The organism is Methanosarcina vacuolata Z-761, from assembly GCF_000969905.1.
In the GTDB taxonomy this organism is placed as follows: Archaea; Halobacteriota; Methanosarcinia; order Methanosarcinales; family Methanosarcinaceae; genus Methanosarcina; species Methanosarcina vacuolata.
Genome location: NZ_CP009520.1, coordinates 1,452,397 through 1,477,483, shown reverse-complemented (window position 1 = coordinate 1,477,483; position 25,087 = coordinate 1,452,397). Strand labels below are relative to the sequence as shown.

At 41.6% G+C, this 25,087-nt stretch carries 18 protein-coding genes; 12 read left to right on the top strand and 6 right to left on the bottom strand.

Annotated features, from left to right (window positions below; all coding sequences use genetic code 11):
* Positions 1 to 126 precede the first annotated feature (126 nt).
* A complete protein-coding gene (locus MSVAZ_RS06315) occupies positions 127 to 990 on the bottom strand; it encodes a nitrilase-related carbon-nitrogen hydrolase (protein ID WP_048119412.1) in 864 nt (287 codons plus the stop codon).
* 644 nt (positions 991 to 1,634) lie between these two features.
* Between MSVAZ_RS06315 and MSVAZ_RS06310 the strand changes: the two genes are divergently transcribed.
* Both MSVAZ_RS06310 and MSVAZ_RS06305 read left to right on the top strand, forming a co-directional pair.
* Positions 1,635 to 3,134, top strand: a complete 1,500-nt coding sequence (locus MSVAZ_RS06310; protein WP_232316236.1) for an asparagine synthetase B family protein — start codon at positions 1,635 to 1,637, stop codon at positions 3,132 to 3,134.
* Positions 3,135 to 3,531: 397 nt separating this feature from the next.
* A complete protein-coding gene (locus MSVAZ_RS06305; protein WP_082091047.1) occupies positions 3,532 to 4,326 on the top strand; it encodes an ATP-binding protein in 795 nt (264 codons plus the stop codon).
* A gap of 50 nt (positions 4,327 to 4,376) precedes the next feature.
* Here the strand turns inward: MSVAZ_RS06305 and MSVAZ_RS06300 are convergent, their stop codons facing one another.
* The 3 genes from MSVAZ_RS06300 to MSVAZ_RS06290 all read right to left on the bottom strand — a co-directional run bounded on the left by MSVAZ_RS06300 (position 4,377) and on the right by MSVAZ_RS06290 (position 7,560).
* The gene (locus MSVAZ_RS06300; protein WP_231592488.1) at positions 4,377 to 4,985 is read right to left on the bottom strand and encodes a tetratricopeptide repeat protein; all 609 of its coding nucleotides are present in this window, start codon (positions 4,983 to 4,985) and stop codon (positions 4,377 to 4,379) included.
* A 360-nt stretch (positions 4,986 to 5,345) separates the two neighbouring features.
* A complete protein-coding gene (locus MSVAZ_RS06295; RefSeq protein ID WP_048119403.1) occupies positions 5,346 to 6,050 on the bottom strand; it encodes a class I SAM-dependent methyltransferase in 705 nt (234 codons plus the stop codon).
* A 133-nt stretch (positions 6,051 to 6,183) separates the two neighbouring features.
* On the bottom strand, positions 6,184 to 7,560 hold the full coding sequence (locus MSVAZ_RS06290) for a NosD domain-containing protein (protein ID WP_232316235.1): 1,377 nt from the start codon (positions 7,558 to 7,560) through the stop codon (positions 6,184 to 6,186).
* A gap of 1,161 nt (positions 7,561 to 8,721) precedes the next feature.
* On the opposite strand from MSVAZ_RS06290, the gene MSVAZ_RS06285 reads away from it, so the two are divergent.
* Positions 8,722 to 9,669 (top strand): phosphotransferase, encoded by a 948-nt coding sequence (locus MSVAZ_RS06285; RefSeq protein WP_048119400.1) that lies wholly within the window; start codon positions 8,722 to 8,724, stop codon positions 9,667 to 9,669.
* A gap of 31 nt (positions 9,670 to 9,700) precedes the next feature.
* Complete coding sequence (locus tag MSVAZ_RS06280) at positions 9,701 to 10,465, top strand: HAD family hydrolase (protein ID WP_048119397.1); 765 nt, start codon at positions 9,701 to 9,703, stop codon at positions 10,463 to 10,465.
* Between the two features lie 148 nt (positions 10,466 to 10,613).
* On the opposite strand, the gene MSVAZ_RS06275 is transcribed toward MSVAZ_RS06280, so the two are convergent.
* Together MSVAZ_RS06275 and MSVAZ_RS06270 are read right to left on the bottom strand one after the other, a co-directional pair.
* Positions 10,614 to 11,486, bottom strand: coding sequence for a class I SAM-dependent methyltransferase (locus tag MSVAZ_RS06275; protein WP_232316234.1), 873 nt, complete (start codon positions 11,484 to 11,486; stop codon positions 10,614 to 10,616).
* Positions 11,483 to 12,289 (bottom strand): class I SAM-dependent methyltransferase, encoded by an 807-nt coding sequence (locus MSVAZ_RS06270; RefSeq protein ID WP_048123755.1) that lies wholly within the window; start codon positions 12,287 to 12,289, stop codon positions 11,483 to 11,485. The genes MSVAZ_RS06275 and MSVAZ_RS06270 overlap by 4 nt, the downstream gene beginning before the upstream one ends.
* Before the next feature lie 152 nt (positions 12,290 to 12,441).
* On the opposite strand from MSVAZ_RS06270, the gene MSVAZ_RS06265 reads away from it, so the two are divergent.
* The 8 genes from MSVAZ_RS06265 (at position 12,442) to hmgA (ending at position 24,540) form a co-directional block, all read left to right on the top strand.
* Positions 12,442 to 13,380 carry an ABC transporter ATP-binding protein gene (locus MSVAZ_RS06265; protein WP_084626082.1) on the top strand — a complete coding sequence of 313 codons (939 nt, stop codon included), beginning with the start codon at positions 12,442 to 12,444 and terminating at the stop codon, positions 13,378 to 13,380.
* Between the two features lie 36 nt (positions 13,381 to 13,416).
* Entirely contained in the window at positions 13,417 to 14,331 is a 915-nt protein-coding gene (locus tag MSVAZ_RS06260) for an ABC transporter ATP-binding protein (protein WP_048119391.1), read from the top strand.
* Between the two features lie 309 nt (positions 14,332 to 14,640).
* The gene (locus MSVAZ_RS06255; RefSeq protein ID WP_048119388.1) at positions 14,641 to 16,191 is read left to right on the top strand and encodes an ABC transporter substrate-binding protein; all 1,551 of its coding nucleotides are present in this window, start codon (positions 14,641 to 14,643) and stop codon (positions 16,189 to 16,191) included.
* Between the two features lie 49 nt (positions 16,192 to 16,240).
* A complete protein-coding gene (locus MSVAZ_RS06250) occupies positions 16,241 to 17,185 on the top strand; it encodes an ABC transporter permease (protein ID WP_048119385.1) in 945 nt (314 codons plus the stop codon).
* A 14-nt stretch (positions 17,186 to 17,199) separates the two neighbouring features.
* A complete protein-coding gene (locus MSVAZ_RS06245) occupies positions 17,200 to 18,078 on the top strand; it encodes an ABC transporter permease (protein WP_048123753.1) in 879 nt (292 codons plus the stop codon).
* 454 nt (positions 18,079 to 18,532) lie between these two features.
* Positions 18,533 to 21,142, top strand: coding sequence for a valine--tRNA ligase (locus MSVAZ_RS06240; RefSeq protein WP_048119382.1), 2,610 nt, complete (start codon positions 18,533 to 18,535; stop codon positions 21,140 to 21,142).
* Positions 21,143 to 21,877: 735 nt separating this feature from the next.
* Positions 21,878 to 22,246, top strand: coding sequence for a DsrE family protein (locus tag MSVAZ_RS06235; RefSeq protein ID WP_048119379.1), 369 nt, complete (start codon positions 21,878 to 21,880; stop codon positions 22,244 to 22,246).
* Between the two features lie 1,037 nt (positions 22,247 to 23,283).
* Complete coding sequence (hmgA, locus tag MSVAZ_RS06230) at positions 23,284 to 24,540, top strand: hydroxymethylglutaryl-CoA reductase (NADPH) (protein ID WP_048119375.1); 1,257 nt, start codon at positions 23,284 to 23,286, stop codon at positions 24,538 to 24,540.
* The last annotated feature ends 547 nt before the right edge of the window (positions 24,541 to 25,087 follow it).

Genomic DNA, 25,087 nt, shown 5'->3' with positions numbered 1-25,087 from the left:
CAATAAGAGAAATTAACAACTAAGACTCTACCAAAATTGAAAAATAAGATTCAACCAATTAGGATGAACCAATTTCCGTTAAGATGAGTAAGTAATACAGTTACAGAAATTATTATCGAAAGAAAATTAAATAATCTTTAGATCTTCAGAATAAAGCTCAATTCTCCGATTCTCAAAAACGGGAATCATTTTACGAACTTCATTCTTCCTGGACAGGTCAAGGTCATGCACTATTACGCATTCTTTATTGCCGGCATCAGCTTTTACCTCACCCCAGGCATCGATTATCATGGAGTTGCCGAAATAACTGCAGTCAGGAGCAGAACCTATCCTGTTACAGGCAATATGTGGGATCTGGTTTTCAATCGCCCTGGCCTTTGCGAGAATATTCCAGTGTTCAGACCTTGGATTGGGGAATGCGGCTGTGGTCACAAGCAGGTCAGAACCGGCAAGGGAAAGTTTTCTTGCAACCTCGGGAAAGCGGAGTTCATAGCAGATCTCAAAACCGATTTTCAGGTTTTGCTTTTTAAGAGAAATGGGCTCTATAGAGTCGCCTTTTGAGAAATAGTTGTTTTCGTTTTTGAAAGGATGAGTTTTCCGGTAACTACCTGCAAGGGTTCCTGACTCAAAGCAAAAGCCGAGATTGTAGTAAAATGGGGAATTACTGGAATCCGAAAGAGTAGAATTTTCAAAATCCGCAGGTGTTCCACTGTTAGAAGTCTCTTCCGAAGCGACTTTTTCAATTACTGAGCCCATGATAATACAGTCATTGGCCTCGGAAAAACAGGCCAGGTTTTCAAGGAGAGGAGAAGGCAAGGTCTCTGCTGCATGGTCAAGATACTCGTAGCAAAACCCTGTTGAGAAGACCTCGGGTAAAACAATAAGTTCGGCTCCTTTTCTTACAGCTTTAAGGGCCATATGCAGAGCTTTCTCAAGGTTTTCCTGTTTTCTGCATTGCAGCACGTCCATCTGTATACAGGCAACTTTCATGTCATAAACACCAGCTAACCGTTAGCAAACGGCTTGAATCCTTTGAAGTAAAATTTCAAGTAAATAATATGAATTTGAAGAGACTATGAATTTGAAGAGACTATGAATTTGAAGAGACTATGAATTTGAAGAGACTATGAATTGAAGAGACTATGAATTTGAAGAGACTATGAATTTGAAGAGACTATGAATTTGAAGAGACGAATTGAAAAAAGTGAATTTCAATTCATTGGTCATCAGTTAGGGATCTTATTTCTTCCTTACTTTTTGAATCAATACTTATATTTCAGTTAAATATCCTGCAACTTGCTGCGGGGATGGAAAACTTTCCCAATAACCTTTGTTAAGTAACCAATTTATATTTTAGCTATATTTATATTGTGAATGGAACTCAGACACAATCTTTGTATATAAAATATGATACGGCATGTTTTTTTGTGTGAAGTATCCTAAAAAGCTTTTTTAGAAAACGTACATGATACTCTTCGAATAACATGCACAACCAATGAAAATGCTTGCAGATAGCAGCATTTTCATGCTAAATAATTTGTAAATTTTTTGTCATTCCTAAATTCACAGTTTTTACCGCTTCGGATTAGTATGTCCTTTTTAATATGGAAAAATGATAAATAGAGATAGAGCGCGTGTATACACCGAAGATAACGAAAAAAGGAGTAAACATGTGCGGAATAGCAGGAGCAGCAGGAACTCCTGATACAAATGAAGAAACAAAAAGAATGCTTGCAGCCCTGGAGCATAGAGGGCCTGATGCTTGTGGAACCTATGAGGCTAAAGGACTGAGTATAGGAAATACCTTGCTTAAAATAACAGGCGACATGCCCCAGCCTCTGGTTGGAAAAGGGGCTCTGGTACTCAATGGAGAAATTTTCAATTTCAGGGAACTTGCAGCTGAACAGGGCATAAAAACTGATTCAGACACTGAATTACTTTTTGCCCTCATAGAAACAAAGATAAAGGAAGGAGAAACGCCTACAAATGCGATCTTTTCCGTACTTTCCAGAGTAAATGGAGATTACGCTCTGGCTTATGCCCTGGATAACGAACTTGTACTCGCCAGAGACCCTGTAGGAGTCAAACCTCTTTTTTATTCTCTAGAAAAAGGAGCAGAAAAGCCTAAAATTGCTTTTGCTTCCGAAAAAAAAGCTTTTTTCCAGGGAAACCAGATAAAACTCTTCCCGCCTGGCAGAGTCATGGCTTTCAATATAAGAAATGGGGGGCTTGAAGAAAAATCCCTTACAATTGAGCCTCCGCAAGAAAGAATCTCAGAAGAGCACGAAGCTGCTTCCCGCCTGAGGACGGCCCTTGAAAAAGCTGTAGAGATAAGGCTTACAAAAACCGCAGGAATTGCGTTTTCAGGTGGTATTGACAGTACCTTTTTAGCTGCCCTTGCAAAAAACATTGATCCCTCAATTTCTCTTTATGCCGTTGGGCTTCCAAATTCCCATGACCTTGCCCAGGCTCAGCTTGCGGCTGAAATTGCTGGCATGAGTGATTCCCTCAAGACCCATCTCCTTTCTCCTGAAGAAATAAAAGCTGCAATCCCGGATGTGATCTATTCGACGGAATCGACTGACCCTATGAAAATTGCAATCGGGCTTCCACTCTATTTTGTAGCGAAAACTGCAAAAGAAGATGGTAAACGAGTCCTTCTCACGGGTCAGGGCGCAGACGAACTTTTTGGAGGTTACAGCAGGCACGAAGGTTTCCTTGAGCAGGGTCCCGAGGTACTTGACAGAGCGATCTACTCAGACCTTAAAAACATTTCAACTATAAACCTTGAGAGGGACGATATAGTTACCATGGCCAACTCTGTGGAGCTCAGGGTGCCTTTTCTGGATAAAGAGGTAATAAAAACAGGACTTGCAATCAGCCCTGAACTTAAAGTCCTTAAAAGAGATAGCCTGTATATAAGAAAATATATCCTGAGAAAAGCAGCAGACAGTTTGCTACCATCGGAACTTCTCTGGAAAGAAAAGAAAGCAATCCAGTATGGGACAGGAGTTCAAAAAATACTTGACAGGCTTGCCCGCGAGGCAGGATTTTCAAAAAAGGAAGGAAACCATATCGAAAAGTACCTGAAACAGGTTGCTGAAGACGAGGGATTCGATTTCATATTCAGGTAAAGGAGTTCCCTGCTGAATAGGCCTACTGAATAGGCCCACTGAATAGGATAATTAATTTTTTACCTGATAAATGTGGTCTTTATAATTTATCAAAATAACTTTTAACTATTTTTAAATATCTTTTTGATTCATATAAAACGAAAAGACTTTAAATAATACTCTCTAAGGAATAACGGGATGAAGCCAGAGATAAATAAACAAGTATAAACAGCTTGATGACTATATCCCTGCTTAGAAAACCACTATAGTTAATCTGAATCAACAATTAACCTGAATCAACAATTAACCTGAATTAGCAATTAACCTGAATCAACAATTAACCTGAATCAACAATTAACCTGAATTAGCAATTAATCTAAAACATTTAAATTTAAATCTAAATTAATGTTCAGGGGGAATCTTCATAAAAATAGCAATTACCGGAAAAGGCGGCGTTGGAAAAACAACTCTTTCAGGCACTCTGGCCAGACTGCTTGCAAGGGACGGATACGAGGTACTGGCAATAGATGCAGACCCGGATATGAACCTGGCATCTTCGCTTGGGGTCGAAAATCCCCCAAAGCCCCTGACAGAATTCAAAGACCTGATTCAGGAAAGGGCAGGCGCCGAAGGTGGAGCTTTCATCTACAACCCTAAAGTCGATGATATTGCGAGTAAGTACGGAGTTATAGGGCCCGATGGAGTTAGAATGCTTGTCATGGGAACCGTAGACCGCGGAGGAAGCGGATGCATGTGTCCTGCCTCGGCTTTCCTGAGGGCTCTTCTCAGGCACCTTATGCTCAAGGAAAAGAGTGCAGTAATCCTTGATATGGAAGCCGGGATTGAACATCTCGGAAGGGGCACTACAAGAGGAATGGACCTCATGATCGTTGTAGTTGAGCCTGGAGCAAGATCGCTTGAAACGGCTGAGAGAATAAAAAAGCTGTCTTCCGAAATAGGGATAAAACACCTTGCTGCCGTAATTAATAAAGGAGGCTCGGGAAAAGTTAACGATAAACTTGAAGAGATGGGCATCCAGGTACTTGGAGAAATTCCCTTTGACACCATGTTAATGCAGGCCGACCTGGAGAAACGGGCTCCTATTGAGGTAGGCGGCGAAGCTGTTGACGCTATAGCAAAAATTAAGGAAAAACTGATGGAAGTTGTTGAAGAGATCAGGAAAGAAGAGGAAGCTAGCAAGAGCAAAAAGTAAAGGCTGCTTGCCGGCCCTCATTTTCTTCTCATATTTCAAAAGTTCTTAATTCAATTGAAGCTGCTGTCCGGAGAGTCAGTTAAAGTTCCTTTTTTATAAATAACTTCCAGAAGCCTCAATTTCTTTTCTCTGATAAGAACATCAGTCGGATCGATATCAAGCGCGTTGTCATAACACTTCATAGCTTCCCCATATCTTCCAAGGCTTTCCAGAGCTGAACCTTTCTGACATAAAGAAAATACATCTTCAGGATTTACTTTCAGAACCTCATCATAAGATTCAATAGATTTCTCAAATTCGTTCAGATTGTTAAAGGCAAAACCCTTGAGGCACCTGATCCCCAGATTTTCAGGATCGATTTCAAGAGCCCTGTCATAGCAGTCAAGAGCTTCCTTTGATTTCCCCATCCTGTCCAGGGCGAAACCTTTCTGGATCCAGGCATCGAGAAACAAAGGGTCCAGAGTTAAGGCTTTATCGTACAGCCTGAGTTTGTCTTCGTAACTGCCAATCTCACCAGCTTTGACAAGGAGCTGCCTGAGATCCTCTGGTTCTTCGGTTTTTTCTGCCGCTTGCGACTCCTTTTGCTTTGCTTTATCCATCTTTTCACTCACATTTTCTTCTGTCATATAGGAATCCTCGCTTTTCCAGTGAAAGCTCATTCCGGACCCCTTTCGGGTTTTTACCACACCTGGTTGTTTTTACATTTCACGCATGGAACCAGAGCTAAAACTGGTATTTTGCATTTTTTGTTTTCAATGAGATATACTTTTTCTGATTCGAATTTTCCCTAATATAAAAAAGCTACCTGTAACTGAAGGAGTACAGCCGATTCTTAAGCTCAGATGGAGGAATACAATCTATTATTGGTTCTTCGTCATTCCCTGTGGATAAGATGATTTTCAATTCGAGACCACATTGGTTTTTATGAAAACATTACGAGGATAGCACACAAAACAACGAAGAGCCGAAATTATTTATTAACCGATGACCAATGAATTAGTTTTTGAATGACTGATGAATTAGTTTTTGATTTTCATGTTATTGAACAGGTTTTCTGTACTTGAACAGGTTTTCTGTACTTGAACAGGTTTTTTGGCAGAAAGCACTACAAATCTTCCCTTCCCATGTTCTTCTTCCGGAAACTCAATACTTTCAATTTTTTCAGGCTGCCTGAAAAGGGTCTGGCAAACTTCAAGATTTTCAAAACCGACTTCCAGCAAGTATGTCGATAACTCTGCTGTCGAAAAAAAATGCGCTTTCGAAGAAAACCTGCCTTTTTTAGTTCCGGATTCGAGACAGTGGCCCTGTGGGCTATCCCTATCAAGGATTCCGGCTAGTATTTGCCCGCCTGGTTTCAATACCCTCAGAGCTCCCCTGAGTGCCTGGTTCGGATTTTTAAAAAAAGCAAGTGTGGTAACGATTAAAACAAGATCAAGTTTCTCTCTTTTAAAGGGCAGAAACTCAGAAACTCCAAGCATGACTTCCAGCCTGCGTTGCTTTGCAAGTATTGCCATAGCTCTTGCCGGTTCAAGCCCGAGTCCAACCCCAAGAGCCGAAGCGAACCTACCTGTACCAGCTCCAATTTCAAGAGCTTTTAATTTCTCGGGATTTTCGGCTAGAAAAGTTTTCAGGGCAAGAAGTTCGGATTCATATGCAAGTTTATATTTCTCATACCAGACATCATATTCTTCTGCATACCTGTCAAAGCTCTCCCATAACCCCATTAAATCCCCATAACCCCATTAAATCCCCATAACCCCATTAAATCCCCATAACCCCATTAAATCCCCACTCCCTTCAATGGCTCATGTTCTTTCTGATTCCTTAAGTTTCCTTAGCCTTTTTCATCTTCAGAATTTATCCTCTTTTTCTATACAGGAAGACCGCAAGAAAACCGAAAATTCCATAAATCAATTCAAAACCAGGTAAACTCGTAATTTTATTCAGCCCGGTATCTTGAGTATCGCTTCCCTCAAGAACAACTATTATGTAACTTTTTGAAGCAGTTCCGTTTTCGTTGCTTGCGGTAAGATTAACGGTATAGGCCCCAGGCTCTGTAAATGTATGAACCGGGTTTTCGTCCGTCGAATCAATATTTTCATCACTTTCAAAATCCCATTTTCTTTCGCTTTCATTTGTCGAAAGATCGGTAAACTGGACTGAAAGAGGAGGGTGACCACTAGTTACATTGGTACTGAAATTTGCAACAGGAAGAATCGGATTCTTTACTTTAGCGGCTACAAGAGGCATGCGATCGACGTAATCACTGTTTTCAATCTTGTAGACCTTATCAGCAATGCCGTCCCCATCTGTATCAGGCGTGATTTCCGAGGGGCCCAGTCCATTGGGTTGTGACCAGTAGTTTCCTGCAAGATAAGATCCACCAACAATGTTAGTGCCCGGGGTTTTTTCTATATAGTATATGTTGTCGGTTCCGTTATTAGGTACGGCATTGACAGTATTATTGAAGTAGTTATTAAGAACACTATTCTTGTCACTTTTAGGACAGATAAAAAGCCCAAAAACCTCATTTGAAGTGATAGTATTTCCTGAGATCTTATTGTTATCCGAATTGCCCAGGTAAATGCCTCTACCGTTATCTGAAGCATTATTTTCTGAGAGGGTATTGCCTACTCCAGTTGAAAGCACGAGCCCATAATCTTTGTTTTCAGAGAGCGTATTATTTGAGATTACATTCCCCTCAGAATTTGGAACATAGAATCCGTACCTGTTTTTTGAAGCTCGGTTTCCGGAGATTGTGTTATAGTTAGACTGCTGAGCGACAACTCCCTTATCTCCTTTTCCAATCAGGTTATTAAGAATTAAATTATAATCCGAATTTTCCAGGTACACTCCAACAGTATTATTCAGCAATCTACTATTTTCAATGGTGCAGTTTTTGCACTTATACATATAGACCCCTGCATGGTCTTTATGTGCTTCCATTATTTTAAACCCGCTAATCGTAACCTTGTCTGACTCTACATTGAACACATCTAAGGCCGGGTTTTTAGCCATTATTATTGTATTTACAGGATTTCCGGACTCTGATTTTATTACCAGGTTATGTACGGTTACATTTATGTTCTCGGTATAGGTTCCAGGCTTTACAATTATCACATCACCTGAAACCGCACTGTTTACAGCAGCCTGTATGGACTCTCCTGACTTGACAAAGATTTCATTTGCAGTTCCAATACCAGAGCTTAATATCAGGATAAAAAAAACTAACAATAAGGTAATTAATTTACTTATTCTAATCCCTCCATCCACTCAAAAAAAGATGAAATTTTCTAATCAAATTTGCTTAAGTGGCTGTCTAAGTCACGGATAATTATCCGTTTAAATGCTCTTATTTATATAAAGTGAGTTTTTTGTTATCTAAAGTGAGTTATGTTGTTATCTAAAGTGAATTCTGTTGTTATCAAAGTGAATTATGTTGTTATCTAAAGTAAGTCCTTTTACAATAGCGCATAAGATTGCTTTACTCGATCCTTATTAAAAAATATACAGAAACCCACATGCGTTTATGCATACAATTTGCTTTATCTTTATAGAATATTTCATCCAAATTGCCAGAACAGGGGGAATAATGTATAAAGTAATATAAATATGCTGGGTTTAGTTCAACACAAATTAAAAATAAAAATACGATGTAAGTGTACGCTAAACTTGATGATATTGAGTGATAAATGACAAAAGCAAAGTTGCGCTGGTGCGCCCCCCAGCAAGCTAGCGGGTTATTCGACTGAATAAAGGGTCATCATTTCAAAATCGCCATTAGTAAAAATGATCAAAAATGAAATGTCAACATGCCGAATATAAGTTTGTTAATTATTCCCACCAATTTACATTACCCCATATTTTGTATAGGCAGTGTGATTGTCTCGAAGGCGATTTGGCATCCGTGATCAAAGTCACGTTTGAGCCTTTGATGGCAATTCACTGGCTAGTTTTTTGACGGCTTTAAGAACCGAAATAAGTACAACCTTCCTGCCCAAGATAATGACGAAGTTGAAGGGTAAAAAAGGTAGGGAGAAAGTTCTTTCATTTTTTGTGTACGTTATTCGAAGAATTTCATGTGCATTTTTGAGTTATTCCTGAGTGACTCGCTCTACAGGAGCTACTGAGAGGAAAGAGAATACAACAAATGGTTTGATGTAGGCGGGCCCGAACTTGAGAGCGGATAAGATCCTTACATTTAAACACCAACAACAATATAATATATATCAGTATATTGTTTATCCAAATATAGTATACTATTGTCATTATTGCAGAATATCAAAAAATAAAGCTGGCATTTGCTCTCTAACAAAAATATACCTGGAGATAGAGCAAATCGCGAAGAAAAGATACAATTGTGAAGTATTTATGGATAAGTGGGGGTAATTTGAATTGGCATCCCGCCATGTTAATACTTTAAACCCTGGTGATCCTTTTAGGGACTGGCTTGTTGAAGAAGTTGTTGGGGATAGGCTACGGAATAAAAATTGCTCTGTTAATGTTTTTAAATACAACTCTTCCCATACGGTCTGCAGGTACCAGTTCAAGAGTGAACACTTCAGCGTTATGGCAAAGTTTTTTGCCGAACCTACTGGTCAGTTGAAAGATTATAATCCATATAAAGGCATGATGAATGAGTACCGGAACCTTAGAAAGGCTGCGTCGGTAATAAATGTTGCAAGACCTCTTGCAATCAATAAGAAGTTCAATTGCGTCCTTGTAACGGAACATATACCTGGAAAATCTCTGGGCTGGTGTATCAGGCACGAAGAAAAGCGATATGAGAGGCTTGCTGCAGTTGCGCATATGCTCCGACAACTGCATGATAACACAAAATCTTCCTATAATAAGGAAAATGAATTCAGAAATTATCATGATGTCCTGGGCCATCTGAAACTGGACCATGACACTAGAGAAACTTTCAATAAATTACTTGGAGAATGGTGGTATAGCCCCCTGCTAGACAGGGAATACGGATGCATGGTTCACAGGGATGTCAACCTTTCCAATTATATTTTCTGCAAAGACAAACCTTATGCCCTTGATTTTGAAAGCTCCTGGTTTGAGGCACATCCTGTAAGAGATCTCGGAATTCTAGCTGCAGAACTTAAAAACGAGTTCGAGCTGCATATGGGGGGAGGAGAGAAAGCTGAACCGTATATCGGAAATTTCCTCTGGGAATACAGCAGCAATGAAAAAGATTTTTACTATATTACCAGAACTTTGCCTTTTTTCATGAGTATAGGGCTCCTTCGCTCGGCAAGACTCCACCAGAGCGACTATAGAAATTATCTCATTAGAGAAGCATGTGAATGTTTAAAGGCAATTAATTACAGATAAAACATGAAGTAGAAACTTAAGCAAAAGGGATATGGGAGGAAAGAACATATCGGAGAATTACGGACCTGAGGTAAGCAAGGATGAAGTTACATTTCTTAGTCATTCTCTTGCAAAGGGAGAGGAGGCATTTGAGAGCTGCCATATAAAAGGGGTTATCTTTGACTGCTATGAGACCCTCATTGACATTCATACTGACGAGCATAGCCTGGAGACATATAAAGTACTGAGCGCATGGCTTGCCTATCAGGGAGTGAAAATCGAGCCCGAAAAGCTTTGGGATACGTACATGTTTAAGGTCAGACAGAAAATGGAGATTTCCAGGGAAGTGTACCCAGAGATCAAGGTAGAGGAAATCTTTGCAGAGATCTGCCGGGAAAATTCGGTCTGGAATATTGACGAAAACAGCCTGGGAGTAGAAGCTTCAAGGGTCTTTCGGGCAGCTTCTATAAGGAAACTCCGGGCTTTCCCTCAGAGCATCAAACTGATTGAACATTGCATAAACATTCCCAAATGTGTAATCTCCAATGGGCAAAGAGTTTTTTCTGAACTGGAACTCAGGTTTCTCGGGCTCCACGATTATTTTGACTTTGTTATCTTCTCATCGGATGTAGGGTATAAAAAACCTGACCTCAGACTTTTTATGACTGCGCTCAAAAGGATGGGCCTTGAACTCGAACCCAAATGTGTCATGTCAATAGGAGACTCTGACGAAAACGAGCTAGCGCCTGCAAAAAAACTGGGAATGCGCACCATGAATATTAAAGAAGCCTGGGAACAATTCGGATTGACAGATTGACTCCATAAAATATTCGGTCTTTAAAAAAGTAATATTGGGAAGAAGATTCGCTCAGTGATTCTCCCAATCATTCATATTTACTGTTCTCTTATTTTTCTTCCTGCACATTTTTATCCTTCACAATTTTTATGTAAACTGCCAGAAATCCTCAGGCAATACCTGTAAACTCTTTTCTTCGAACAGCCGGATTCCACCAGACCACAGCGGAGCGGTATTTCCTGACACATGGACCTTCTCCGGAGTCACGGTACAATGCTTCTCGAATAATCTCCTCAACTTCAGGTGTGACCTCTGTGTAGATTGAGTAGAAAACCCTGTACATTTTGAGCATATTCTCAGGTGACCTCAGACTTGTATAATTGATAAACCTAACATGAGGGACTCTTCCACACGTGTAAAGGAGATTATAGATCAAAGGGTATTCCGGGTACTGAGGATGAGGTGTATTACCCATGATTTTCTTCCAGAGTTCGGCTTCAAATGTCTGCCCTGTACCTACCCCACAAACCACACAGCAATGTCCCTGTGTTACCTCTTCCATCCGGCTTATCTGGGTCATAATGTCACGAAACATCCATATAACTGTTGAAGTGATAGTAAGGTCATACCGTCCCCTGATATCTTCGATGTTCACATCCTGCCAGATTTTTGGGATAATATCATAGTTATCCACTCCGGCTTCCACAGCATTTTGAGAGATCATACGGATCATTCCCTCTGCAGGCTCAATAGCAGTTATATGATCAACTTTCTTTGCAAAGGGTATTACAAACGTTCCCGGACCTGCACCAACTTCAAGGACCCTTGAACGAGGAGAAACAACTCCATGTAGGGCAAGTGTAGAGTATACTGACTCTCCGAACTCGTAATTATTTGTCCGCCTGGATTCTGAATAATCCTCTGCCCTTTCATTCCAGTCATTTAGTTCATAGTCCCTGAACATAATTTTAGACCGGGTATCATAACTGTCTTCCCAGCATCTGACCCAGTCTACAGGAGCTGTAAGTGAGCCGGAAGTCATGCTACCTTCCACCATAGTAAACCCATCCTGCCTCTAACCTGATACATGCCCTCATTAGCATGATTGTGCACGTATTCCTGAATAATCTCTCTGTCCCTAGAGTCCAGAGGTCGATATTTCTCAACAAGTTTCTCAACCGAAGTAACTGCCGAGGTAACCGACCGATTAAGTGTGTAATCGACCACATCAACGTTCGGGTACACTCCAGAATCATTGAGAATATTGAAAACTGTGATAAACTGATCAAATTCATCCTCATTGATCCCGAGAGCTTCCGTTAGTTTGAGGGTCTCTGAAGGAGCCTCGAACCCATGAGCAAGACAACAGTACCCTCTGGATACTGCCTCCATCCGTCGGATTTGCGAAAGAATGTCCGAAAATTGCCAGAGTGCATGGCAGCAGATAACCAGATCATAGTTTTTCGAATAAACTGCCTCATCCACTTCCTGCCAGGTCTTAAGGATTACCTCAACATTGGAAAGCCCTCTGTTCTGCGCATGTGACATCAATGCTGCTGCCATCCTCTCCGCAGGCTCGACAGCGGTCACCCTGCCTACCCTCTCTGCAAATGGGATCGTTATTGCACCTGGGCCTGATGCGATATCTAAAATATGCCAATCCTTCTGCAGCAGCCCTTCCTTTTCAAACAGGTTGAGGATATTCCGTCCATGATTACAATCACTTGCCAGCACCATATCAGAATAATCCTCTGCCCTTTGATTCCAGTAGTTTGTGGTAGAAAGCCTATTCATCTCACCGATGCCTGCAGCCCAGGCTGTCTCCCAATCGATCTGCGTAACCATATTATTCCTTCAAAATTATTAATTAACTAAAAATTAGTATTAAGATATAATAACTTATTTCTTTATTATGGTGAAATATATGAAAACAAATATAAATAGTAACAACATACACCCTGTAATTTTCATAACAAAAGATACGCAGATGTAGCAAGATGACCATGATTCTTGATGTTCAACAGTTGTATGTACATTTTCCCGTTTCAAGCACCGTCATCCGGGCAGTTGATGGGGTTGACATTAACATCGAACAGTCCGAGACACTTGCAGTTATAGGAGAGAGCGGTAGCGGAAAATCGGTACTGGGTCTGGCGCTACTAGGGCTGCTGCCTGCAAATTGCACTGTAAACGGAGTTATACGATATCATGGGGAGGATCTTCTAACCCTTTCTGAAACTGAACTTGAAATGATCCGTGGCAGAAAGATTGCATGGGTTCCTCAGAACCCCGCAGGAGCAATGAATCCTTCGATGACTGTGGGAAACCAGATCGGAGAACCGATCTCTCTCCATATAGAAAAAGACAAAAATAAAATTAGAAAGAAGGTCCTTGAACTCCTTAAATTCATCAGAATAACTCCCCCTGAGGAAAGAATAGACTCCTATCCTTATTCATTCAGTGGTGGAATGCTTCAACGCTCACTTGTAGCTATGGGAATTTCAGGCCATCCGGAAGTGCTTATTGCAGACGAACCTACAAAGGGTATAGACATAATGAATAAGCAGGCTATCACCTACCTTCTTCGGGTTTTACGTGAGGAAGGAATTACTCTGATTATCATCACACATGATCTACCCTTTGCCAAAAACCTCGCGGACAGGATTGCAGTTATGTATTCCGGGAGGATAGTGGAAATAAGAGGGAGGCAGGAATTTTTTGATGGGCCACTGCACCCCTATTCCAGAGGGTTACTTCGTTCGCTCCCTGAAAACGGTCTTCACCCTATACCATCCGGAACAGGAGATTCTGAAGAAAACGATGGAGGCTGTAAATTCCGGTTTAGATGCACATCTGCAATCGAAAAGTGCAGGGTCGAACCTCCTCTAATACATCTTCTGGAAGGGTCGGCTGTCAGGTGCTGGCTGTATGATTGAAGGGAGAAAGTCGCATGATTGGAGGGAGAAAGTCGCATGATTGAAGGAAGAGGCCTGACCAAGATATTCGCTCCCAATTCTCCCGGAAAAAACAGGATCATCGCTGTTGACAATGTAAATATCAGGATCGAAGCAGGAGAAACCCTTACTCTTGTAGGAGAAAGCGGATGTGGGAAGTCAACTCTCTCAAGACTGCTCCTCTTGCTTATTCCTCCAACACGGGGAGAGATATTCTTTGAGGGTCAGGCTCTTACAAGACTGAAAGGGAAAGAGCTCCGCTCTGTCCGGAAAAAAATTCAGATTGTGCCTCAACAGCCTGAAAGCTCCCTGGACCCCAGGTGGACGATAGCTTACTCAATCTGCGAACCTTTCCGCATACATCCTGATTCGTTACACGGAAGGCAGATGGATGAAGAGCTAAAAAGGCTTCTTGGGCTCGTTGGGCTTGAATCTGAGCAGGCAGCTAGATATCCTCACCAGCTCAGCGGTGGAGAACTGCAACGTGCTGTTATTGCTCGTGCTATCGCACTTGAGCCTTCACTTCTCATGTGTGACGAACCGACTTCAATGCTCGACGTGTCTACCCAGGCATCTATTATACACCTCCTGAAAACACTCCAGCAAGATCTCGGATGTGCCCTTCTCTTCATTACTCACGACCAGGGGCTTGCACACGCTATTGGTGACAGGACTGCTGTAATGTTTGCCGGGCAGATAGTAGAAGAAGGGAAGGGTATTCTGGACAGGCCATACCACCCATTTACCCGCAGAATCACATCAATCCCTGATTCCGGTTCCTTGCCACCATCTGAACCTCAAGGGACAAAGGTTCCAGGTTCATGCCTATATTATCAATTCTGCCCGGAAAAGACAGAAAAATGCCTTCACAGCCCTGAAATGATGGAATACGAAGATAGACGGGTGCGTTGCCATAATTTTTCGCCTACTTGATTAATCGTACACTCTCGATATCCCCTAATAGGTTTTAGCGGTACAACCACAATTCCAGGGTGCTTCCCCCAATAAATTATCCTGGATTGTCCAACAAATCATCCTGGATTGTTCAACAAATCATCCTGGATTGTTCAACAAATTATCCTGGATTGTTCAACAAATCATCCTGGATTGTCCAACAAATCATCCTGGATTGTCCCACCAGGTTACCCAAAATTAAGATGATAACTCCAGAGTTTTCTATATATGTAAATTTTTGTGGAGTTTGATGTTGATACATAACAGTATCAGGTGTGATTGGTAAATATGAAAAGAAAAGAGGGAATTCTCTTTATTTTACTGGTTCTCGTTGTCCTGGGAGCCGGCTGTACAGACAAAGAACAAAAAGGAGATAATCAAACATTGTCCATCTCAGGCCAATGGAGTCCCACCTCTATTGATCCTCACATATCGGGGACTGTTCCTCAAAGGCTCGGGTACGTAGAAACTCTCGTAGGAGTTGATTATGAAGGAAAGATTATCCCAAATCTTGCAAACTCATGGGAAGTCTCCAATGATGGAAAAAAATGGACATTCAAATTGAGAGAGGGCGTTCTATTCCATGATGGGACACCTTTCACAGCCGAAATAATGAAAAAATCTCTTGAAAGGTCCTTTATCCAGTCGGCATCAACATTCGGAAAAATTCCTGTAACATCAATTGAGGTTCCTGATGACCTTACATTAGTAATCAACCTTAATTCAACTTTCCCTGCACTTCCTGCTTATCTTTCCAAAGGAGAAAGTGCTGCTCTTGCCCCCGGATCTTATGATGCAAGCGGAAATGTCACAAAGCCTATAGGCACAGGGCCTTTCATCTTTGAATCCTGGAAACCGGAAGAAGAAATTGTCATCGTTAAGAATCCCAATTACTGGGGACATGTTGCTTCAGTTGATAAGGTGGTATACCGGATAATTCCTGAAGTACTTACAAGAAAGATGCTCCTTGACAGTAAGGATATTCAGATAGCAATGATTCTTTCGCCCGATGTTGCTGATAAATATACCGAAAAAGCTGATTATACAGTCCTTGAGCAGCCGATCGCTCGTGTAAGGATGATAGCGTTCAATACGGAAAAGGAGCCCTTCAACGATAAAAAGGTACGTCAGGCTGTTAATTACGCTATAGATCGGGAAGCAATAGTAAATTCTGTCCTTTCCGGATACGGAACCACAGCATCAGGACTTTTTCCTCCTCAGTTTTACTGGGCAAACAAGGATATTGCCCCTTATACTTACGACGTGGATAAAGCAAAAACACTCCTTGATGAAGCAGGATGGACCGACTCGGATGGTGATGGGACCCGTGATAAAAACGGCAAGCCTATGAAGATTACATTAGTTACTTATTCTGAAAGAGCAGAACTGCCGTCGATCGCTGAGGTGATCCAGCAGCAGCTTAAGAAAGTAGGCATAGAGACAGAACTTAAGGTCCTCAATACCGATGCCGCAAATACCCAGAGGAATAAAGGAGATTTTGATATTTACCTCGTAGGAAGGGGACTATTTTTCGTACCTGATCCTGATGAGATAATGATGACGGACTATCATTCAAGTGGCACATCAATCGACGGTTGGGGAGCATATCGCTGGCATAACGATACTGTAGATCAGTTGATTGAGCAGGCCAGAACTACTTCCGATGAAGCTGCCAGAAAAAAACTCTATGATGAAGTTCAGGCAATTGTTGTCGAAGAAGCGCCGGTTGCGTATCTTAACTACTACGTTAATATCGACGTCACAACTTCAAACATAAAGGGATATCGTCTCCATCCTACAGAGTGCTCTTTCGACCTTCAGAATGTTTCAATTTCCTGATGTGGGTATTCTACCCACCACTTTTTCATTTAAAAGAGTTTGAGTAAGAATGATACGTAGAATTATACTGAACCGTCTGTTTCAAATGATACAGGTCATGGTAGGGATATCTCTCATCACTTTTACAGTAATTTCTCTTTCACCAGGGGACCCAGCTGAAATTACGCTCAGAGCTACTCTTGGTACCGAAAGTCCACCTAAAGAGGCAGTAGCCATACTTCATAAAGAGATGGGGCTTGACGACCCCTGGTATGTTAGCTATCTAAAATGGATTTCAAGGGTTGTGCATGGAGACCTGGGATATTCCTATCAGACAAAAAGGAGTACTCTTGAAGAGATCAGATATGCTCTGCCAACGACCTTCTATCTAGCCTCTCTCTCAATGTTATTCTCGGCTATCATAGCTATCCCGCTTGGAATTGCAGCAGCTCTGAGACAGAACGGTCCTGTAGATCATCTTTGCAGGCTTACTTCAATAGTCTGCCTCTCGAGTCCTGAGTATTTTATTGCTATAGTCTTTATGCTCATCGGAGGTATCCATCTAGGCATCTTTCCGGTTGCAGGAACAGGAGGAATAGAATACTTCATCCTACCATCCCTCACCCTTTCGGTTGGCCTTATTGCAATTACAGCGCGTATCATGAGGACAAGCATGATTGAAACGCTTGAGCAGGATTATATAAGGACAGCACGTGCAAAAGGGCTCAACCGCAGAAAAATTATTCAACGGCATGCTCTAAAGAATGCACTTCTTCCTGTGATTATATATATGGGAACCCAGTTTGGATGGATTTTCGGAGGGGCAGTTACCATTGAAAGTATTTTTGCACTACCAGGACTTGGGAGACTTCTTGTTAACTCTGTTTCTTCGATGGACATCATGGTGATGCAGGGATGTATGCTCACCTTCGCGGTGATTGTAGTGCTTATTAATCTCTTTGTTGACCTTGTTCAGTTTTATCTTGACCCATCAGTCCGGGCTCAGGGAGAATAATGAGGAGAATATATATGGAACACTCATACTTTGATGAAAAACTGGCAGTTTCTGAAATGAAAAGAGTATGGGGAGTTTTGCGGAGCAATATAACGCTTACAATAGGAGTCCTGCTGTTTATTCTTATCTCCATGATAGCTGTAATGGCTCCGGTGATTTCTCCGCATGACCCTGCAGAGATGCATCTTGAAGAAAAGTTATCTCCTCCATCAGCATCTTTTCCCCTTGGGACGGACCAGTTTGGAAGGTGTATTTTAAGCCGTATATTATATGGTGCACAGACTTCATTCTTCATTGCAGTTATTTCAACTCTAATTATCGTGCCTGCAGGAATTATCATAGGAATGTATGCAGGTTATTTCAGCAGGTGCGATGCTTTCTTAATGCGATTGGCAGATATCTTTCTTGCTTTTCCCAGTATAGTTCTTTCAATTGCGATTGTAGGAGTTGTAGGCCCAAGTCCTGCAGGAATTATTCTATCACTTTCCATTCCTGGATGGGCAAAGTATGCACGATTAATCCGGGGATCCACTCTTTCGCTGAAAAATAGCGGGTTCGTTGAGGCAGCCAGGGCAATTGGAGCATCTGATAAATACATTCTTTTCCGCCACATTCTTCCCAACAGTTATGGACCTATTATTGAGATCGCAACGCTTGGATTGGGGTCCAAGATTATTTCAATTTCTGGGCTTGGATTTTTAGGGCTTGGGATTCAGCCTCCTACCCCGGAACTGGGAACAATACTGAAAGATGGACTTGTATACCTTCAGACTGCACCTATGATGGCTTTATCTTCAGGAGGCATGATCATGCTGTTTGTTCTTGCGGTAAATCTCATCGGTTCCGAACTGAGATCTATTGCAGATCCCCGGTCTGATACGATCGAATTTTAACTGGCAGGCAAAAGAAGTAAAAAACGAAAAGTTCAACCTCTAAAAATTCGTTTTTATCCTAACGACGGCATTTCAACCCCTAAAAATTATTTTTTGCCCAAAATTATGATGTTTATGGCTTTTCCAATTAATGTATAAAAACAAAATAGGAAAAAATATTTGCAGTATCCGGTTCTTTTGCAGTATCCAGTACTTGCAAAAAGTTTCAGAGTAATTAGCCACTTTGAATAATTAGCCACCTTTATACATTGATATCTTATTGTACTCTGACAAATTTGTTTTTTCGGATAAAAATGCAATCAGCAAAATCAAAAAGTATATTCCTGTAAAATACTGGATAGGCATTAAAAAGTAAGAAATCTCCACTCTATCCAAAACCAGATATATTTAAATAATCGCAAGCACTCTAAACCCCAAGAATTCTTACACTATTTCCCAATCATGGAGTGTCTTTATGACAGAATCAGAAATCCCAAAAGAGTATAATGCAAGTGAGGTTGAGGAAAAGTGGATGGAGAAGTGGGACCTCTCCATGTACCATTTCAACTGGGGAGAAGACCCCCGTCCCCAATATATTATCGACACCCCACCTCCTTATCCTACAGGTAATTTCCATATCGGAAACGCGCTTAACTGGTGCTATATCGACTTTGTTGCCCGATACAAACGTATGCGCGGGTACAATGTAATGTTCCCACAGGGCTGGGACTGTCACGGCCTGCCAACCGAAGTCAAGGTTGAAGAAATTCATAAAATAACGAAAAACCAGGTTCCACGGGCCGAGTTCCGCAAGATGTGCAGGGAACTGACTACAGGAAATATCGATAAGATGCGCAAAACAATGCTGCGCCTGGGCTTTTCCGTAGATTGGAGTAACGAATTTATTACTATGGACCCCTCATACTTCGTAAAAACGCAGAAATCCTTTGTCAGGATGTATAATCATGATTATATCTATCATGAAGAACATCCTGTCAACTGGTGCCCCCGCTGCGAAACTGCTATTGCTTTTGCAGAAGTCGAGTATGAAACAAGGCAAACAAAGCTTAATTTCGTCCATTTCGACAAGGTAGATATTGCAACTACCAGGCCGGAACTCATGGCAGCCTGTGTTGCAGTTGCAGTAAACCCTGAAGACAAGCGTTACAGCCAGTATGTAGGTCAGGAAATTACAGTCCCGCTCTTTGGCCAGAAAGTGACTCTGATTGCCGATGAGGATGTTGAGCCTGAATTCGGTACAGGCGCCGTAATGATCTGTACTTTCGGAGATAAGCAGGACGTACGCTGGTGGGTGAAATACGAACTTCCCCTCATAAAGGCCATCGACAAACAGGGCAAAATGACAAAAGCGGCAGGCAAGTATGAAGGCCTGAGCATTGCCGAGTGCAGGGAAGCTGTCATTGCAGACCTGAAGGCTGCAGGTTTCCTTTATGACCAGAAATCTCTTGAGCAGAATGTCGGGCTCTGCTGGCGTTGTGACACCCCGATTGAAATCCTCTCTGAGCCCCAGTGGTTCGTAAAGATCGACAACGACGGCATCCTGAAAGCTGCAGATGAGATCAAATGGTATCCTGAATACATGAAAGTCAGGCTTCAGAACTGGACAGGCACGATGGAATGGGACTGGTGCATCTCCAGACAGAGGATCTTTGCAACCCCAATCCCAATCTGGTATTGCAAGAAGTGCGGGGAAGTAATGGTTGCAGAAGAAAGCTGGCTTCCGATTGACCCGAATGAGGCCGTCCCAAAGAAAGCCTGCGCCTGCGGATCAACCGAGTTTGAGCCTGAAACCGATGTCCTCGACACCTGGATGGACTCCTCGATTACGGCATTACACGTCACGGGCTGGGAAAGCGAGCACGAACTCCGCCTGCCTGCGCAGATCCGTCCACAGGGTCACGATATCATCAGGACCTGGGCCTTTTACACAATCCTGCGGAGCCTGGCTCTTGAAGGCAAGAGACCCTGGGACTCTATAGTGATTAATGGTATGGTGCTCGGGCCTGACGGACATAAGATGAGCAAGTCCCTTGGAAACGTTATCTCTCCTGAAGAAGTAACCACACAGTACAGCGCTGATGCTTTCAGGCAGTGGGGCGCAGTTGGTGGCTCCACAGGTTCGGATGTAATGTTCCGCTGGAAAGATGTGGTTTCAGCTTCTCGTTTCCTTCAGAAACTGTGGAGTATCTACCGATTCTCAATGTCTCACTTGAAGGACTTCGGACAGGATGATGCTGAAAAATTCCCGACTGATTCCCTCCTTATAATTGACAGGTGGCTGCTGAGTAAACTCAACAGGCTTGTAGATACCGCAACAAAGGAGCTTGATGATTACCAGTTTGATTCTACTTTCAAGGCCATAAGAGGTTTTGCCTGGGAAGTCCTTGCTGACAACTATCTGGAGCTCGTAAAAGGCAGGCTTTATGGCGATGAGCCCGAAGGCAGAAGAGCAGCTCAGTATGTGCTCTACAGGACAATAAAAACTCTCTCGCTTCTGCTTGCGCCTTTTATACCCTTCTTTGCAGAAGAGCTGTACTCCAGGTTTAGTGACGAAAGCGTCCATGAACAGGCCTGGCCAGCAGTTGATGAAAGCTTCATAAATGAAGAAGCTGAAGCCGCAGGGGAATTGATTAAAGAGATCACAGGTGAGGTCCGCAGATACAAGTCCGAACTGGGAATGGCACTTAACGCTCCCCTGAAAAAGCTTGAGATATACAATGCAAATATTGACACAGGAGATCTCGCAGGCGCCACAAACTCGAAAGTTGAGTTGATGAAAGGGGCTCCTTCCTTTGAATACGTACCAGTAGAAGTTAAGCCCAATATGGGTATCCTGGGCCCCAGATTCAGAAAAGATGCAGGTGCTATCGTGAAAGCTCTCAAGGCTGAAAGTCCTGCTGAAATTGAATCCCAGGCAGCCTCAGGAAAAATAACCGTTAATGTAGACGACAAACCGATCGAGCTCGAGCCCGAAGCCGTAGAGATAAAGAAAGAAGTGATTTCCGGCGGCAGGGAAGTTGATGTGATCGAAGTCAGAGGTGCGGTTGTTGTAATCGTAAGGTAAGCTTTTGCTTACCTTTTTATGAAAACTTCGGTATTCGGACGATGCTTATTATTTCCAGCTTTTTACTAATAGCTGGGGTATGAAAAGCCGGGGGTATGAAAAGCTGAAGACGGGACATCCTCCGGTTTGATTCCCTTAACTCAAACTCCTTCTTTATGAGTTATCATAGAGTAGACTCTGCACAGGTTTTCTATGCACAGGTTTTGACTTAGCTCCTTGATTTTTAAGATCAACGTCACCAATTAAAGATTGAGTTTATGAAAACTCTGCCTACTAATTTCATCTTTATGTGACAATTACTTAATTCAAATTTCGGCCTTAATTCTGCACGCCGACTGTTCAACTAATTTTCTCAGATTTTTTCTCATTATTACTAAAATATCATTTTCAAAGATGAAAAATAGACTCATAGTGTACGATATTACGAACAAATCCAAAGATGTTCAGCTTAAATTGAAGATTTCTATCAAGCCGAACTCTCAAATATGGGCATTTAGAATTAGTCATAAACTTTAAAAATTTTTGTTACAACAAAAGTTCAGGTTAGATTAAAAGTGTTGAAGTGAATATATTATTTTATGTTGCAATCGAGTTAGTTAATCATGTATAAGTATCTAAATTTTGCCAGTTACTATAAAGAGAAATAGAATTATTTTATGCAAGTTTTCAATGTGAAACTTTATATACATCCAGGTAATCTGTTTCAGAAATGTATTATTCAAACCTGGAGTTTTTATGACAAAAGTCAAAAAAGTATTATTGCTGCTAAAAAATATGGTGTACGAAAGCACCAGCCCTAAGGAAACTCTCAAGTTTGCGAAGTACTACAGGAGTAAAGGGCTCGACGTGCTGGTTATTCTGTGGGGGCCTATGGGGGTGCTACTTGCAAAGAAAGATAAAATAAGAGGATCACCCAAGTACGATGACACTGTACAGGAATGTATAGATATGGGAGTGCAGTTTCGGTGCTGTCAGCTTGCCTCGGATATGATCGGGCTTAAAAAAGAAGAATTGATCCCTGGAATCGACTTTATCTGCTCAAAAGAGGTAGCGGAACTCTTTCTGAGATATACTGAAGAAAACCAGTTAATCATTACTTTCTGAGCCTTACAAATTCTAAAATTAAATGAGATGTTTAAGCAATAACAGCTTTAAGCAATTACATGTGTTTTATTGTAGCTTTTTCTAAGTCAGGTTTTCTTCAACCTAATAATTCTAGCCTGCCCCCAACCTGTCCTTCTACGAAATATAAACCTGAAACCAGCTTATAGAATATGTAATTTCCACTTCATTCAATTTTAGCCGTTTTAGAATCCCTTTTGCTCTTTACTTACCCACACCAGTTTCATCTCGGGATGAAAGTGCTCTTTTCGCTGTCCGAGTTTCATCACCCAAGTTCCACCACCCGAGTTCCATCACCCGAGTCCCGTCTCAGGAGGACGGTGCCCTTTTCGCTCGCTTCGTTCTCTCAAGAGGGCTGAGTTAGGGGTAAACAGCGTTAATTTTTGCACAAGTGGGTGGATTTAAAATTGCAGTTTTTCTGTCTTAAATCACTTAGAGGTATAGAAAAACAAGGGATTTCCTGAGAGAGAGCTAATCTGCAATTTTTCGTCTTTTCCGGTTTAATGGAGCTGTAACCGGGTCTGAGAATTTTTATGTAAATCTTAAATTTTCTAAAATGCCATGATATTTTTCGATATAGTTTAGACCGATAGAGCTTTTTATATGTACTTTATTTTTTATACTGTTCAGGGCTAACAGAAAATATCACATTGAGGAATGAATTATATGTCAATATGCACATATTAGAATAAAAATATAAAAACGCAAATCAAACAAGAGAGCGTTTGTGCACATAATAAGGGTAAAAATGGATTTTAATATAAAGTATACAACTTAAGTATAATACTTTAAAATGGTTATTTAATATTGAAGATTTCAGCCTAAGTATACGACTTTAAAGTGGTTATTTAATATTGAAGATTTCAGCCTAAGTATACGACTTTAAAGTGGTTATTTTATATTGAAGATTTCAGCCTAAGTATACGACTTTAAAGTGGTTATTTAATATTGAAGATTTTAGCCCTTCAGTCAATTAATTTTTTAGGAATAAAAAGAAAAAAATTTCAGCAGGTGATTTCATGTTTTTACAGGATTATGAATTAAGTGAAGAAGAAAAAGTTCTTTTACAAAAGGTTCTGGATGGAGATGTGGCTCTTCGTAAGATTGAGGAGTTTGCAGACCCCGTGACTTCAGTAAAAATCAGACGACTCGCAATACAGGAGTTTGCAAAACTTGAGTTTGAACATATCCAGAATTTTTCCATTGATGTTGAAGCAGCATCGAAAAAGAATATTGAAAATATGATAGGCGCAGTTCAGATTCCTCTCGGAGTTGCTGGACTTTTGAAGGTAAATGGCGAATATGCGAATTCCGAGTACTACATCCCTCTTGCCACAACTGAAGGAGCTCTTGTTGCCAGCGTAAATCGCGGCTGTTCGGTTATCACAAAATCAGGAGGAGCCAATGTCAGGGTCTTCGAAGACGAAATGACGAGAGCGCCTGTTTTTAAGTTTGAGAGTGTTATCAGAGCTAAAGAATTTTATGAGTGGGTAAAATGTCCTGAGATTTTCGAGAAGATGAAAGCCACTGCCGAGAAAACGACACGTTTTGGAAAATTGCTTTCTGTAAAACCCTTCATAGTCGGCACATATGTACACCTCAGGTTCTCGTATGATACAAAAGACGCTATGGGCATGAACATGGTGACTATAGCTACCGACGCGGTGATGCACCTTATAGAAGACGAATTCGGTGCACATTCCATTACCATTTCAGGAAATATGTGTACGGACAAAAAACCTGCTTCCATAAGCACAATTCTCGGAAGAGGAAAAACCGTTGTAGCTGAGGTTACGATTCCAAAGGAAATTGTCAAGGAGACCCTGAAATGTACACCTGAATCCATGTTTGAAGTAAACTACAGCAAAAACCTGCTTGGTTCGGCAAGAGCAGGTGCGCTTGGCTTCAATGCCCATGCTGCAAATATTATTGCTGCGATTTATCTGGCCTGCGGACAGGATGCGGCCCATGTTGTTGAAGGGAGCACTGCAATTACGAGCATGGAGCTTACGAAATATGACGAAATTCACTGCTCTGTTACTCTACCTGCTCTGCCTGTGGGAACCGTTGGCGGAGGCACTGGTCTTGGGACCCAGAGAGATTGCCTGAACATTCTTGACGTTGCAGGCGCAGGTGACGTTCCCGGAGTAAACTCTAAGAAATTTGCGGAAATCGTAGCTTCTGCCGTGCTTGCAGGAGAAATTAACCTTATAGGAGCTCAGGCTGCAGGACATCTTGCCCGTGCCCATGCTCAGCTAGGTCGTGGAAAGTTTTAACGCAACCGTTGCGCCGGTTGATCACAAACCGTTGCGCCGGTTTATCACGCCGGATAGGGTTCGGGGATAAGGTTCTCAAACTCAAATGGCGACAGGGTTTTCGGTCAAACCTTTTTTGAAAAGGGTTGTGATCACGCAGGATAGGGTTTGGGGATAAGGTTCTCAAACTCAAATGGCGACAGGGTTTTCGGTCAAGCCTTTTTTGAAAAGGGTTGTGATCACGCAGGATAGGGTTTGGGGATAAAATCCTCAAACTCAAACTTTTCTCTTGTTTTCGGTACACTTCCACTGATTTACGGAGATTTTGATTTTTCTCAGAACAGTTCCAAATTTGGGAGCAGCTTCAAATTTAAGAATAATTCACAAATTTGTAGACAGCTTTTCTATAATTCTTTATTAATATATCTTCATTTACCATCTTTTCCAATTTTTAAGAAAAGTTAATAAATCAGAAGATGTTAGTATCTATTGGAAATTTATGGGTATGTGTATGGGGGTAATTAATAGGGAACCATGTGGATCAGCTCCTGAATATCTCATTTCCCAT